Genomic DNA, 13,408 nt, shown 5'->3' on the forward strand with positions numbered 1-13,408 from the left:
GGGCCGATCGTCAGTTTGGTACCAAGGCACATATATGTGTGCGGCTTGGGGCTGGACTGGCGATTTTTTGTTACATCCGCTTTTGAAAATACATGTTTGATGTGTTTCAGAAAAATAATGAAATCAAAAAAGGAGGAAGCGCATGACTCACAAAATTGAGATTTCGGGCGTCAGCAAATGGTTCCGCAGAAACGGGGTAGAGATTGCGGCCATGAGGGAGACAAGCTTGGCGATCGAGGAGGGGCGTTTTGTCAGCATTATTGGTCCCAGCGGGTGCGGCAAATCAACATTGTTTAACATTATTGCCGGTCTGATGCCGCCCTCCACGGGCAAGGTGACGGCTGACGGAAAGGATATCGTGGGCACCACCGGTTATGTGGGCTATATGCTGCAAAAGGACATGCTTCTGCCTTGGCGTACCATCCTCGACAACATCATTCTGGGCATGGAAGTCAGGGGTGTTCCTTACAAGGAAGCCGTGGAGAGGGCACTGCCCTTGATGGGAAAATATGGTCTAAAGGGTTTTGACAAGCATTATCCGAAGGAGCTTTCGGGAGGGATGAAACAGCGTGCCGCGCTGCTGCGGACGCTCCTCTACGACCGGGATATCATTTTGTTGGACGAGCCCTTCGGCGCACTGGATGCTCAGACAAGGTTGACCATGCAGAACTGGCTGCTGCAGATCTGGGAGGATTTTGGGAAGACGGTGCTGTTTGTCACCCATGACATCGACGAAGCGATTTATTTATCGGATGACATCTATGTATTCTCTTCCAGACCCGGGCGGATCAAGTCCAAAATCACCGTAACGATGGAGCGTCCGCGCAAAACGGAAGACATGACGTCTCCAGCCTTCATGGAGTTGAAGCATCATCTCATGGATTTGCTGTCAGCTGGACAAGATGAAGAACAAATCTCTTAGGGAACAAGAAAAAAATGAGGAGGGAAACCGATGGAAACTGCACGTAAAGAGGCTTTTATCGTACATGCTGTAACACCAGCGGAGCCTGCCACGGGTTCATCCAAACGGCCGGAGGTTGTGCCCTGCATCTTGGATGAAGAGGCGATGGAGCGCCGGAGGAGCAGGTCGATCGTCTGGGGGCGGGCCGCTGTGGCCGTACTTGTTTTTCTGGTATGGGAGGTGTTCACCCGGCTCGGCCTGCTGGACTCCTATTATTGGAGCAGCCCGAGCGCGATTCTTCGCACGACCTGGACCCAAATGACCGAAGGAACGCTTCTCCGTGACATTACGTATACTTCCGGCTCGACGATCCTTGGTTTTGTGTTCGGAACCTTGCTTGGCGCACTGCTTGGACTATCGTTCTGGTGGTCTAGATCGTATGCCGGCATCAGCGAGCCGTATCTTATCATTTTGAATGCCATGCCCAAGCTTGCTCTTGCACCTGTACTCGTTATACTGCTGGGAATCGGATTTTTTTCCAAGGTGGCGCTGGCTTTCTCTATGACGGTTGTCGTTTCGGCGCTATCCGCATACAGCGGCGTGAAGAGCGTGGATCCGGATATGGAGAAGCTGATGTATTCGTTGGGCGCCAAGCGGCATCAGGTTTTTACCAAGGTCGTTGTCCCATGGTCCATGCCCTGGATTATCAGCAGCTTGCGGATTAACATTGCGCTTGCGCTGGCAGGCGCCATCGTGGGCGAGTTTATCGCTTCAAGTCAGGGCGTCGGCCGCATGATCATGTATGCAGGGACGATACTGGATATCAATCTCGTGTGGGTGGGCGTCGTCGTCCTGTCGCTGCTGTCCATGGTGATGTACTGGGGCGTGGTGGTGCTGGAGAAGTGGTTATCTAAGGGATTGACCAAACAATAGACAGAATAACCGAACTCATTATTTCTATTAAAAGGGGAATTCGTATGAACCAAAAAATGAGGAAACGTTCACTGTTGTTCGCACTGCTCATGGTCACCGGTCTGCTTGGAGCCTGCAGCAATGAGAAAAGCAGCAGCACCGCCTCCGCCTCCGGTGATGGGAAGCTGAAGAAAATCGTGATCGCCGAGCCGCTTCACTCCACGGGTTATCTGCCTCTGTATGTAGCACAGCGGGAAGGCTTCTTCGAGAAAAGAGGGCTCGACGTCGAGGTCATCCAAGCAGCCGGAGGAGCGCACGTAACCGCCGTGGTCAGCGGAGATGCCTGGGGCGTGATCGGCGGGACGGAGTCCAATGCCTTGGCTAACAACAACAATTCCGATCCGATTATCTCGGTCGTGAATGTCGTCAATCGGGCGAACGTGTATTTAATGGCCAAGAAAGGCACCGCGCCTGCGAGCAACTCCCCCGAAGACCTGAAGGCATTTTTGCAAGGGAAAAAGATTAACGCCGGTCGCCACGGCGGCACGCCAAACCTTCTGACCCGCTATCTCTTGATTCAGCTTGGACTCGATCCGGAAAAGGATGTGCAACTGCTGGAGCCGGCAGACGGCTCAACGGTGGTGACGATGGTCCAGCAAGGTGCAGCCGACATTGCGAACGGAGCCGAGCCGCAGATCAGTGACGGGATATCGAAGAACGTATGGGAAGAGCCGTTCTACAAGTTTCATGATCTGGGAGATTTCTCGTATTCGGTTCTCAGCGTGAAGAAGTCTACCATCGAGAAGGATCCGGGAGCCGTGCAAAGCTTTACTGCTGCCATTGTCGAAGCGTTAGAAGTCGTGCAGACGGATAAAGAGCTGGCCAAGAAGAACCTGAAAGCCGAATTCCCGACGTTGTCCGATGATGCGATTCAAGCTGCGCTGGACCGGGCCTATGCAGACAATCTCTGGAGCTTGGACGGGATGATCTCGGAAGAGGCGTTGCAGCATGATATGGATGTCATGATCGAGACCGGAATTTTTAAAGGGGATTATACCTATGAAACGCTGGTGGATATGCAGTTTGTGATCAATTCCAAGAAGTAAAAGCAAGCGGAAGGGTTCACATGATTACCAATACACGACCTGAAGGGGAGAGAGTCAGATGAAATCTTTAAATCAGCAGATGCTTGGGAGCAAAGCGGCTGTCATTGTCGTTGATGTGCAAAATGATTATTGCCATCCCGAGGGGGCACTGTCTCAAGCGGGATGCGATGTTATCGGGGTGGCAGAGATGATGCCGCAGCTGCATAGGCTGCTTCATTCAGCCAGGGAGTTGAACGTGCCCGTCATCTTCATTCAGACGCTTCATGAGAAAGCGACGGATTCCGACGCATGGACCACCAGGTCCTCGGGACGTTTGGCTAACGTATGCAGGAGGGGAAGCTGGGGCGCGGAATTTTACGAGGTGTCGCCGGAGGAGGACGATATCATTGTCAATAAACACCGGTACAGCGCTTTTGTGAATACTAGGCTGGATTCGGTATTGAAGACGCTGAAGATCGAGACCTTGATCATGACGGGAGTCAGCACCAATGTTTGCGTGGAATCAACAGCCCGAGACGGGTTTATGCTGGATTATCATATCGTGCTTGTTGCGGATGCTTGCGCATCGTATTCGCAAGCGGCGCATGAGATGACGCTCCAGAATATTGAAGGCTATTTCGGGAAAGTTAGTAAGGTAGCGCAGCTTATCGATATTTGGATGGATCTAATGCCTGAGGAACCAAGGCGGTCGATGTCGACCGCTCAGCCCGCTATCGGCTAGCTTGTCAGAATGTGGTTCAACCTAGAGGGAAGCTCTCCGCATGCGGGAGCTTTTTCTATGAACGGTACAGAAATTAATGAATAAAGCGGGTGAGTCCTGCATGAATAACAGATCAAGGATGATCGTCCAATATACCATTTGTTTAGGGGCATTTCTGTCCAATCTGTCCGCCGGCATGTTCAACATTGCGCTTGTTGATATCGCCAGAACGTTCGATTCCACCATCCCTACGGCCCAGTGGATTGTCACCGCTTATTTGCTTGTCATCTCCATATTACTTCCGGTCATGGGAAAACTGGGGGATGTGCTGGGCAGGCGGAAAATCCACAATATCGGCTATTTTGTGTTTATGGCAGGGGCGCTCTGCTGCGCCTTGTCACCTTCATTAAACGGACTGATATCTTCGCGAATTCTGCAAGGCGTAGGAGCGGCCATGTATCAAGCCACCAATATGGCGCTGATCGTCTCGGTATTTCCGAAGGAGCAGCGAGGTAAAGCGCTCGGGCTCATCAGTACGTTTGTCGCTGCAGGCTCGATGGTCGGACCGAGCCTTGGCGGAATACTGATTCAGTGGTTTTCGTGGCGGAGCAATTTCTGGCTGCTGACGGCTATTTCGCTGATTGCATGGTTGTTCGCCCAGCGCTTCATTCCGAAGGACGAACCGGAAAAAGGCGTAAGCCGATTGGATGTGCCGGGGGCTGCCTTGTTTGCGATATCCCTAACCGGACTGGTTACGGCCGTGAATATGGGGGCTCAGTGGGGCTGGGGTTCCTGGCAGGTTACGGTGCTGTTCATCGTGTTCGGAGCGGGAACTGCTGCATTCATCGGGTGGTGTCTATCGTCGCAGTGGGAACGAGGAGGGAAGGGGAAACTCCCGTTTATGAAGCTGGATCTGTTTCGGGATGCAGGCGTTAGCGTGGGAATCATCATCACTATCATTACCTATATGGCGGCTTTCTCCGCTCAGCTTGTGCTGCCCGTGTTTTTGCTGAGCGAGCTGGGCGTTGAACCTGCCACGGCAGGGCTGATCATGATGGGATATCCGTTGTCCCTGATCATATTCTCGCCCCTGAGCGGGAGCCTGTCGGACAGGCTGGGGACATTCCCGTTATTGTCTGCCGGCCTGCTGGTCATGACGGCAGCGTTACTAGTGCTCGGATTTGTATCGCCGGCGTATCCGATCTTCTTTCTGATCCTGCTTATCGTCCTGCTCGGCGGTTCCATGGGCATGATTACGCCCCCGAACAATTCCCTGGTGATGGGCAGGACATCCAAAACGGACCTCGGCCTGATCAGCAGCATTTTGGCGCTGTCACGAAATTTGGGGATGATGTTTGGTACGGCGGCGGGGGGTGCCATGCTAGCGCTCCCGGGCCAATCGGCAGGGGGGCTTTTAGGATTTCGGATGATATTTGTGCTGAATACGGTGCTGGTTGTTATTGTCTATTTAACGATGATTTTATCCTTTCGGTTCGCACGGCATAAAGAAACGTTATCTTCATAGGGAAGAAGCAAGAAAAGGGTATCCGCGGTCTCATTGAGACCTGCAGGATACCCTTTTCCATTTAGCTTACGCGCGATCCAGGATCGTCTGGAGTGTCGTGCGATCCAAACCTTTTACGAGCTTGATCAGAAGTTCTTTAGCAGCTTCGTAATCGTCCGTGTGGATGATGGACGAAGATGTGTGGATATAGCGGGAGCAAATGCCGATGATGGTGGACGGAACGCCGATGCCGCTAAGATGCACTTGGCCTGCGTCCGTGCCACCCGGCGAGACGAAGTATTGGTATTTGATTTTGTTGGTGTCGGCCGTATCTTGAACGTACTCTACCATTCCGCGGTGAGTCAGCATCGTCGGATCGAAGATGCGAAGCAGTGCGCCTTGACCCAATTGGCCGAACTGGCTCTTGTCACCCATCATGTCGTTTGCCGCGCTGGCATCCAATCCGAAGAAAATATCCGGTTGAATCAGGTTGGCCGAAGTACGTGCTCCACGCAGTCCGAGCTCTTCCTGGACGGTTGCACCGGCGTAAACGGTGTTAGGCAGCTTCTCGCCATGGAGCGCCTGGACTAGCTCGATCGCCAGGCCGACGCCATAGCGGTTATCCCACGCTTTGGCCATGATTTTTTTCGGATTGGCGAGCGGCGTAAATTCACAGATCGGAACCACTTGCAATCCGGGACGAATACCGAACGCTTCGGCCTCCGCCTTATTGTCGGCACCGATATCGATATACATGGTCTTGATGTCGACCGGCTTGCTGCGCTGCGCTTCATCCAGCAGGTGTGTAGGGATGGAGCCGACAACCCCGACGACAGGACCGTTGTCTGTAATAATTTGCAGGCGCTGAGCAAGCACGGCCTGACTCCACCAGCCACCGAGCGGCTGGAAACGGACCATCCCCGCTTCGGTAATACCGATTACCATGAATCCGACTTCATCCATGTGACCGGCCACCATGACTTTTGGACCTTCATCGTTACCGCGAAGAACGGCGAACAGACTGCCCAGCCGATCCTGCACGAACTCATCTGTATATGGCGAGAGGGTATTCTTCAACCAGGATCGAAGTTCCCTCTCAAAGCCCGGTGCAGCCGGGAATTCCGTCAAAGTACGAAATAATTCCAGTGTTGATTTATTCATTACGAAATCGCTCCTTTAGAAAAGGTATGTAAGAGTTTTTCCTTTTCTAGTATGCCCCTATATATCTGAAAAGTCTACAAACCGTACCGCTAAGGCTACGTCATTTAAAAGTAAATGGAACAAGCACCCTGCATCCGGGAAAGGAATACGATGGAGAAACGAAGTGGAATTTTTGTTGTCCGAGGGAAGGAGCAGAGTATGAAGCACCATGGGATTGAGGTAAACGTCTATCATGCCGAAGTCAGAGAACTTCTGCTCATTATGGTACTGTTCATCCTCCTCGTCATTTTGCTGAAATATATTCTTATATAATGATCGGCTACAGCAATGATGACAGGCGAGTCTTACTTCAGCTTTCAGGGATATTCCTGAAGGCTGATTCTCGTGCCGGAGGACCTTGATGTTGGACAAGCCGTGATTGCCAAGTGAGAAGGATGATTTTCCAAACATAAAGGGAGTTCATTCAAAGCATAATGATATCGAGTGATATCCATAGTGGCTCTTTAGCGTTATAGAGGATTCCATACTTAAATAAAAGCGGAGGTGTATTGAAATGTCAGGCTCTAACCAAAAGCCTAAGTCTGATATCACCACAATGAGCTCAGGGGAATATCAGGCGATTGCCAAAAAGCATGAACCTCCCCGCCCCATACTTAAAAATTGCCTGCGTGCGTTTTTGGTGGGAGGTCTCATCTGTTTGATCGGCCAATGCATTCAGAAGTTTTTTATGTCCGTATTCGACATGAGCACCACCGAAGCGAGCAATCCGACGGTAGCCGTGCTGATTATACTCTCCGTCATTCTGACCAGCTTCGGCGTGTATGACAAAATCGCGCAATGGGCGGGAGCAGGCAGCGCCGTGCCGGTTACGGGGTTTGCGAATTCCATGTGCTCCGCAGCGCTCGAGCACCGTGCGGAGGGTTTGGTCCTCGGGGTCGGGGCCAGCATGTTTAAGCTGGCGGGATCTGTCATTGTATTTGGTACCGTGGCTGCGTTTATTATCGGTATCATTTACGCTATTTTTGGCATTGAGGGGAGATAACGAGAGATGAAGGTAATCGGCCAAACTTGGCAGTTCGAGAACAAACCCGTCATTATCGGCACGGGAACGATTGTAGGCCCGGAGGAAGGCGAAGGGCCTCTGGCCAATGATTTCGACTATGTCTACGACAATATTGAGATCAACGAAAAAACATGGGAAAAAGCGGAACGGAAACTGCTGGAGGATGCTTCGAGCAAAGCGGTAGAGAAGGCTGGCATCAAGGAAGACCAGCTGCAGTTTTTTGTGGGCGGGGACTTGATGAACCAGATCATCAGCAGTTCCTTTGCTGCAAGACAGTTGGGTGTGCCTTACATCGGCGTATTCGGTGCCTGCTCTACTTCAATGGAGAGCCTCGCGGTGGCCTCCATGCTCGTGGATTCAGGAGGGGCCAAGTATGTCATGGCCGGTACTGCAAGCCATAACTGTACAGTCGAGAAGCAGTTTCGTTATCCTACGGAGTACGGATCGCAGAAACCGCCGTATGCACAATATACGATAACGGGAGCAGGCTGCTCCGTCATTTCGGACAAGGGAGAGGGTCCTGCTGTCACGTATGCCACTATTGGCAAGGTGGTCGATCTGGGCATCAAGGACCCATTCAATATGGGGACGGCGATGGCTCCGGCGGCAGCCGATACAATAACCAAGCACTTTAAAGACACAGGCCGGCAAGCGAAGGATTATGACCTGATCGTGACCGGTGATCTGGCTTCGGTTGGACTTCCGATCGCCAAGGATCTCTTGAAACAGAATGATGTCATCATGGACGGCACGGTATTTGCCGATTGCGGCTTAATGATCTACGACATGGAAAAGCAGAAATACGTCAATGCAGGGGGCAGCGGCTGCGGCTGCTCGGCTGTTGTCACTTATGGCCATATTTTGAAACGGATGCTTAAAGGCGAATTGAAAAAGGTGCTGGTCGTTGCTACCGGAGCCTTGCTGTCACCTCTTTCTTACCAGCAGGGTGAGAGCATTCCGTGCATCGCTCACGCTGTAGCTTTAGAGATGGGAGGATAACGCAATGCAGTTTTTATGGGCGTTTATTATTGGCGGTCTGATTTGCGTCATTGGGCAAATTATGATGGACGTTATTAAATTGACACCGGCACATACGATGAGTACGTTAGTGGTCGCCGGAGCCATCGCCGACGGGTTTGGATTGTATGAGCCGCTGGTCAAATTCGCGGGAGCGGGAGCCTCGGTGCCGATCACCAGCTTTGGTAATTCGCTTGTGCATGGCGCCTTGACGGAGCTGGGGAGGGACGGCTGGATCGGGGTCGTGACGGGGATATTCGAAGTCACCAGTGCAGGGATATCCTCGGCCATCATTTTCTCGTTCCTGGCCGCTCTGTTTGTTCGTCCGAAGGGATAAAACTAAATCATCAAGAAGGAGAGGACCCTGGCATTATGCATCATGCCGGGGTCTTTTCCTGTTTATAAGGACGATAAGAAGGTGAATAGGCAAAATCTCTCTTCGAATGTACTCCGTGACCTCGATCATGTACAATAGTACTAAAATAAGTATTTATTCCCTTACAGGAGGTTAGTCATACATGCCCGTAAGCCAAGAATCCATGAAAATCATTACCTCGGTGCGAACCAATCTGGAGTCGTGCCTATTAGGCAAAGAATTTGAGATCCAAGTGCTCCTTACGGCGCTGCTCGCTGGCGGACATGTACTGATCGAGGATGTGCCCGGCACAGGAAAGACCCAATTGATCAAAGCATTAGCTAAATCCATGCAGGGAGACTACCGCCGCATTCAGTGTAACCCGGATATTCTCCCGAGTGATATAACGGGCGTTTCGGTATTCCACCCGAGAGACGAAATGTTTTACTTCCGTCCAGGTCCGGTCATGACCAACATTTTGCTGGCGGATGAAATCAATCGAGCGACAACCAAGACGCAATCGGCCCTGCTTGAGGTCATGGAGGAGCGCAGCGTAACAGTGGATGGAGCTACCCACGAGCTTCCGCATCCCTTCATGCTGTGCGCGACCCAGAACCCGATCGATTTTGAAGGCACCTATATGCTCCCGGAAGCACAGCTGGACCGGTTTATGCTGAAGCTGAGCCTGGGTTACCCCGATGCTGCCACGGAGAAGCAGTTGATGTACCGTTCGCGGGACGGACAACTGGCGGACAAGCTTCAGCCGGTGACGCATATGGATACCATTTCGGCTATTCAACGTGAGATTCGCGAGGTATTCATCGGTGACCCCGTCGCCGATTACTTGCTGAATATTACTCGGTCGACCCGCGAGCACCCTTCCGTTATGCTGGGCGCAAGTCCCCGGGCAACGTTGTCATTCATGAATGCTGTTAAAGCTTATGCCTTCTTGCAAGAGAGGGATTACGTTCTGCCAGATGATGTGAAGACGCTGGCTCCATACGTACTTTCGCACCGGATCATGCTGCGTCCGGAAGCCAGGCTCGACAATGCGAGTCCCGAATCGGTGCTCGAGTTTATACTGCGTCAGGTCAAAGTGCCTGTTCAGATGGGGAGATAGGCATGCGCCGCGCTGTTTCGTTATTTTTGAATGGCATGCAGCCGTCTAGACTGGCAGCGGTATTGGCGGTATGGTGCCTATGTCTTTTGTATGTATTATTTCAGGGGGGCAAAACCTCGCTCATGCTTTTCTCCATGGTCAGCCTTCTGACGATCTATTTGATCGGTGCAGGCTTCGGTGGGGTCAATCGTGTGAAAGCCCAGCGAAGAGTGCTGGGAGGATCGGAGCACGAAGGAGAACCTCTTCACGCCGGTGAACAGGTCCGCGTGAAGCTGGAGGTCCATGTTCCGGGATTGCTTCCGATGCCCTATATGATCGTGCGTGAAGTATTGCAAAGGCACAACGGCGACTCCTGGTCTTTTGAAGATAGCGTCATTCCGAACCTCCGCGGTGCGGGCAAACTTGTATTTCAGACCCCTCCGCTTGAACGGGGAAGGTACGCTTTTTCAAAGACGGAATGCATTAGCGAGGATATTTTCGGATTAATGGAGCACAAGGGACGCATTGAAGTTCAGACCGATTTCCGCGTTCTGCCAAGAACTATATATATTCCCAAATGGCAGCGGAACATACGGAATTCAAGATTGGGCGGTACGCATACCACGGTTTCGGCTTCAAGACGGGAAACAACGCAGATTAACGGAGTCCGTGATTATGTATATGGCGACCGGATCTCCCGAATTCACTGGAATGCAACGGCGAAGACGGGCTCGTGGAAGTCGAAGGAATTTGAGCATGAATCGTTTCCCAGAACGATGATCGTGCTAGACTGCACCGCGGACGGATATGATCATGCCCAGCAGTTCGAGCTGGCCGTATCGGCAGCTGCGTCGCTGATCCAATACGGTGCCAAGGAGCATGCAGGTACAGGCTTGTTCACGGCTACCCGAGAAGCTCAAATGTTCGCTCCCGCCGATCACGCCGGAGAGCGGATGCGCATGATTCAGCATTTGGTTGACGTGGATTATAACCGTAAAACCAAACTGATTGCTTCCCTGGAGAAATCCTATCGCCATTTTCCAAAAGGAGCCTTGTTCCTGCTGATCAGCCCGATGAGCGGCAAGGACGCTTCAGAGATCATGCGCTGGGTAGAAACCAGGGGAATGAACCCTTGCTTCTTGCAAATAAACAATTCCAATGAAACGAAAAAACGCGATGGATCCATATCGCTTCTGCAATCCCGGGGGATTTCAAGCTATTCGGTTTCATCCCTTGATGAGCTTCCGGCTGCGCTGGGAGGTGGTGCATGATGAAGTTATGGCTGGACAAACTATCTACTACCTTCTTTAGTACTTTAACGATGCTATGGATCTGGATCATCGGGATGCAGTGGGTCTCCTTTACGGAGACGATATGGCTCTCGGAAACGACAGCTATCGTTATTGCAGCATTAACCATTACGGCGGTTACCGAAGCGCTGCTGCCGATCAAGCAAGGTTACCGGGTGCTTATCCAGTTTGTTTTGATCTTGTATTGTGTATACAGTTTGCTGAAAACTTACGGTAATCCGGTTCCCGCCTTCGGAGCTGAAGGCATTCTGACCGAGGAAATCATGTATCTTTTTCCTTATTTGTGGTTTGCTATCGCCGCATGGGCCGCTTTTCTGTTCCTTACGCGATGGGCCAAAACCAAGGGGCGCGTGCTTTTTATAGTCGGGATCAACGTCATCGGTTTTGCCGTGCTGGATTCCTTTACGAAAATCGTGCTGTGGGATGAGATCGCCTGGGTGGTCGGAGCAGGGATGGGCTGGCTCGTATCCAGCCATTTTAACCGGTTCCGCAGGCGTTTTCCGCAGGGTTGGGTCAATTTATCGAAGTATCCGTTTAAGATTATCGCCAACATTCTGGTCATCTTCTCTTTGATCATTGTGGCCGGCGTGAATATGCCGCATGTGAAGCCGACATTAACCGATCCTTACACGGCGTGGAGAGAGTGGAACGGAGTGCCGTTATCCGGCAGCAGTACAACCGGGACCGGAACCCTTATCGAGTCACCGTCTGAAAGCATGTCTGGGTATGGACGAGAGGATAATGACCTTGGCGGCGGTTTTGATTTCGACTATTCACCGGTAATGTCGATTACCTCGGATGAACGCAGCTATTGGCGAGGGGAGACCAGAGCCGTATACTCGGGAACAGGTTGGGCGGACGGAGCCAGCAGCCGGCGTTCCGGTACGGGCGTGGGCATCGGTGAGGATTTGCCGGGAGAAGTCAGCGCATCCGTACCTACCAAAACGTTGGAGCAATCGGTAACGATGCTGAGTGATACGGTGTATCCGGTATTGTTCGGTGCCTACACCGTTCGTCAGTTGGAGAATTTGGATGAGGATATCGATCCGGATCGGCTCAGTTGGGTGACCGAAGGCGCAGAAATGCATCTGGACGATGTTCGTAATGCGGACTACCCGAAGAGTTATACCTTAACGTCGCAAGTGCCGGTGATACCAATCGATGAGCTGAGCACCAGGACTTATGATGAACTATATTCCAGTTCGATTGACGATGCTTATATCCAGATGCCGAGAAACTTTCCTGACCGCGTTTCCGATCTGGCCGAAGAAATTACCGCGGACGGAGATACGCCGTATGAGAAGGTCATGCTCTTGCAACAATATTTAACGAGCAACTTTACTTATACCAACACGCCGGATCTTACGCGGAAGAAGAGCGATGATTTTGTGGATGCGTTTCTGTTTGAAATCCAGGAAGGGTATTGTGATTATTTCTCTACATCCCTGGTGATGATGACACGGTCGCTGGATATCCCCGCGCGCTGGGTCAAAGGCTACGCGCCGGGAAGAATGACGGCTTCGGAGTACGTTCCGGCCGATGGTCAAACCACGATTGAGCCCGGAAACTATACCGTTACGAATGCTGACGCTCATTCCTGGGTTGAAGTATACTTCGGTGAGTACGGCTGGGTTCCGATTGAAGCAACACCAGGTTTCAGCATGCCGATTCTGACGGCCGACACAGACGCTAAACCTGTCATTGAGGAAGAAGTTGAAGAAGAAGAGAAGGCAGAGGACAAGGCTACGCCAGCCGCAGCCTCTGATCATCAGCAACCTGTCTGGGTTAAAGTTGTTGTCACGGCAGCCGTGGTTGTAATCGTATTGTGGATTCTGTACATCGTGTGGAGAATGCGCATCAGCCTGCGTTTTGCCGGGGCACGCATTCGGGCGGGCAAGCCGCTGACGGCAGCGGATAAAGTCATTGCCGAAACCGAACGATGGATTCGTTCCGTGCAACGCCGAGGCTTAGTGAGGCAGGAACATGAAACCCTCCGTGAATCGGTTGGCCGCTGGGTAAGTGCACACCCTGAGCTGGGAGCGGAGCTGAGACCGCTGCTGCAGCAATTTGAAGCGGCTCGGTATAGTCCGGCTGAAGTGAAGGAGGAGCAGTGGCGCTCGGTCCAACATGATGCTCAGAAGCTGAAGAAGTCCATTAAGAAGGTCCGCATTGTATCCGAGAAACGTCTATCAACCTAATCCAAGAAGACAGACCGCGTGATGGTGGTTGTTGTTGTTGCGTGTATCAGGATAACTCGATATGAATATGTTCTGATATCCG

13 protein-coding genes are annotated in these 13,408 nt (G+C 51.9%); 12 read left to right on the top strand and 1 reads right to left on the bottom strand.

The window, feature by feature from the left end:
- The first annotated feature begins 142 nt into the window (after positions 1-142).
- From J7E85_RS10245 to J7E85_RS10265, 5 genes are all read left to right on the top strand, one after another.
- Positions 143-922 (top strand): ABC transporter ATP-binding protein, encoded by a 780-nt coding sequence (locus J7E85_RS10245; RefSeq protein WP_215157443.1) that lies wholly within the window; start codon positions 143-145, stop codon positions 920-922.
- 30 nt (positions 923-952) lie between these two features.
- Complete coding sequence (locus J7E85_RS10250; RefSeq protein WP_215157446.1) at positions 953-1,834, top strand: ABC transporter permease; 882 nt, start codon at positions 953-955, stop codon at positions 1,832-1,834.
- Positions 1,835-1,878: 44 nt separating this feature from the next.
- Positions 1,879-2,919: an ABC transporter substrate-binding protein gene (locus J7E85_RS10255; protein WP_215157448.1), complete on the top strand. Its 1,041-nt coding sequence runs from the start codon at positions 1,879-1,881 to the stop codon at positions 2,917-2,919.
- Positions 2,920-2,977: 58 nt separating this feature from the next.
- Positions 2,978-3,640 (top strand): cysteine hydrolase family protein, encoded by a 663-nt coding sequence (locus J7E85_RS10260; protein WP_215157450.1) that lies wholly within the window; start codon positions 2,978-2,980, stop codon positions 3,638-3,640.
- A 100-nt stretch (positions 3,641-3,740) separates the two neighbouring features.
- Positions 3,741-5,144, top strand: coding sequence for an MFS transporter (locus J7E85_RS10265; RefSeq protein ID WP_215157451.1), 1,404 nt, complete (start codon positions 3,741-3,743; stop codon positions 5,142-5,144).
- 66 nt (positions 5,145-5,210) lie between these two features.
- Here the strand turns inward: J7E85_RS10265 and J7E85_RS10270 are convergent, their stop codons facing one another.
- A complete protein-coding gene (locus J7E85_RS10270) occupies positions 5,211-6,284 on the bottom strand; it encodes a M42 family metallopeptidase (RefSeq protein WP_215157453.1) in 1,074 nt (357 codons plus the stop codon).
- Positions 6,285-6,434: 150 nt separating this feature from the next.
- Between J7E85_RS10270 and J7E85_RS10275 the strand changes: the two genes are divergently transcribed.
- From J7E85_RS10275 to J7E85_RS10305, 7 genes are all read left to right on the top strand, one after another.
- Complete coding sequence (locus J7E85_RS10275) at positions 6,435-6,596, top strand: hypothetical protein (RefSeq protein WP_215157455.1); 162 nt, start codon at positions 6,435-6,437, stop codon at positions 6,594-6,596.
- Positions 6,597-6,837: 241 nt separating this feature from the next.
- Positions 6,838-7,326, top strand: coding sequence for a stage V sporulation protein AC (gene spoVAC, locus J7E85_RS10280; RefSeq protein WP_076320540.1), 489 nt, complete (start codon positions 6,838-6,840; stop codon positions 7,324-7,326).
- Between the two features lie 6 nt (positions 7,327-7,332).
- Positions 7,333-8,346 carry a stage V sporulation protein AD gene (gene spoVAD, locus J7E85_RS10285; RefSeq protein ID WP_215157457.1) on the top strand — a complete coding sequence of 338 codons (1,014 nt, stop codon included), beginning with the start codon at positions 7,333-7,335 and terminating at the stop codon, positions 8,344-8,346.
- Between the two features lie 4 nt (positions 8,347-8,350).
- A complete protein-coding gene (spoVAE, locus tag J7E85_RS10290) occupies positions 8,351-8,701 on the top strand; it encodes a stage V sporulation protein AE (RefSeq protein ID WP_015734153.1) in 351 nt (116 codons plus the stop codon).
- 181 nt (positions 8,702-8,882) lie between these two features.
- On the top strand, positions 8,883-9,839 hold the full coding sequence (locus J7E85_RS10295) for an AAA family ATPase (protein WP_215157459.1): 957 nt from the start codon (positions 8,883-8,885) through the stop codon (positions 9,837-9,839).
- Positions 9,840-9,841: 2 nt separating this feature from the next.
- Positions 9,842-11,089 carry a DUF58 domain-containing protein gene (locus tag J7E85_RS10300; RefSeq protein ID WP_215157461.1) on the top strand — a complete coding sequence of 416 codons (1,248 nt, stop codon included), beginning with the start codon at positions 9,842-9,844 and terminating at the stop codon, positions 11,087-11,089.
- Positions 11,086-13,326 carry a transglutaminase TgpA family protein gene (locus J7E85_RS10305; protein WP_215157468.1) on the top strand — a complete coding sequence of 747 codons (2,241 nt, stop codon included), beginning with the start codon at positions 11,086-11,088 and terminating at the stop codon, positions 13,324-13,326. Before J7E85_RS10300 ends, J7E85_RS10305 begins: the two co-directional genes overlap by 4 nt.
- Positions 13,327-13,408: the final 82 nt, after the last annotated feature.

It is taken from the genome of Paenibacillus sp. ISL-20 (assembly GCF_018613005.1).
Lineage (GTDB): Bacteria > Bacillota > Bacilli > Paenibacillales > Paenibacillaceae > Paenibacillus_AQ.

Excerpts from the sequence above, each read along its gene's own strand:
- J7E85_RS10245 (WP_215157443.1), top strand. The coding sequence starts at position 143 with ATGACTCACAAAATTGAGATTTCGGGCGTCAGCAAATGGTTCCGCAGA.
- J7E85_RS10250 (WP_215157446.1), top strand. The coding sequence starts at position 953 with ATGGAAACTGCACGTAAAGAGGCTTTTATCGTACATGCTGTAACACCA.
- J7E85_RS10255 (WP_215157448.1), top strand. The coding sequence starts at position 1,879 with ATGAACCAAAAAATGAGGAAACGTTCACTGTTGTTCGCACTGCTCATG.
- J7E85_RS10260 (WP_215157450.1), top strand. The coding sequence starts at position 2,978 with ATGAAATCTTTAAATCAGCAGATGCTTGGGAGCAAAGCGGCTGTCATT.
- J7E85_RS10265 (WP_215157451.1), top strand. The coding sequence starts at position 3,741 with ATGAATAACAGATCAAGGATGATCGTCCAATATACCATTTGTTTAGGG.
- J7E85_RS10270 (WP_215157453.1), bottom strand. The coding sequence starts at position 6,284 with ATGAATAAATCAACACTGGAATTATTTCGTACTTTGACGGAATTCCCG.
- J7E85_RS10275 (WP_215157455.1), top strand. The coding sequence starts at position 6,435 with ATGGAGAAACGAAGTGGAATTTTTGTTGTCCGAGGGAAGGAGCAGAGT.
- spoVAC (WP_076320540.1), top strand. The coding sequence starts at position 6,838 with ATGTCAGGCTCTAACCAAAAGCCTAAGTCTGATATCACCACAATGAGC.
- spoVAD (WP_215157457.1), top strand. The coding sequence starts at position 7,333 with ATGAAGGTAATCGGCCAAACTTGGCAGTTCGAGAACAAACCCGTCATT.
- spoVAE (WP_015734153.1), top strand. The coding sequence starts at position 8,351 with ATGCAGTTTTTATGGGCGTTTATTATTGGCGGTCTGATTTGCGTCATT.
- J7E85_RS10295 (WP_215157459.1), top strand. The coding sequence starts at position 8,883 with ATGCCCGTAAGCCAAGAATCCATGAAAATCATTACCTCGGTGCGAACC.
- J7E85_RS10300 (WP_215157461.1), top strand. The coding sequence starts at position 9,842 with ATGCGCCGCGCTGTTTCGTTATTTTTGAATGGCATGCAGCCGTCTAGA.
- J7E85_RS10305 (WP_215157468.1), top strand. The coding sequence starts at position 11,086 with ATGATGAAGTTATGGCTGGACAAACTATCTACTACCTTCTTTAGTACT.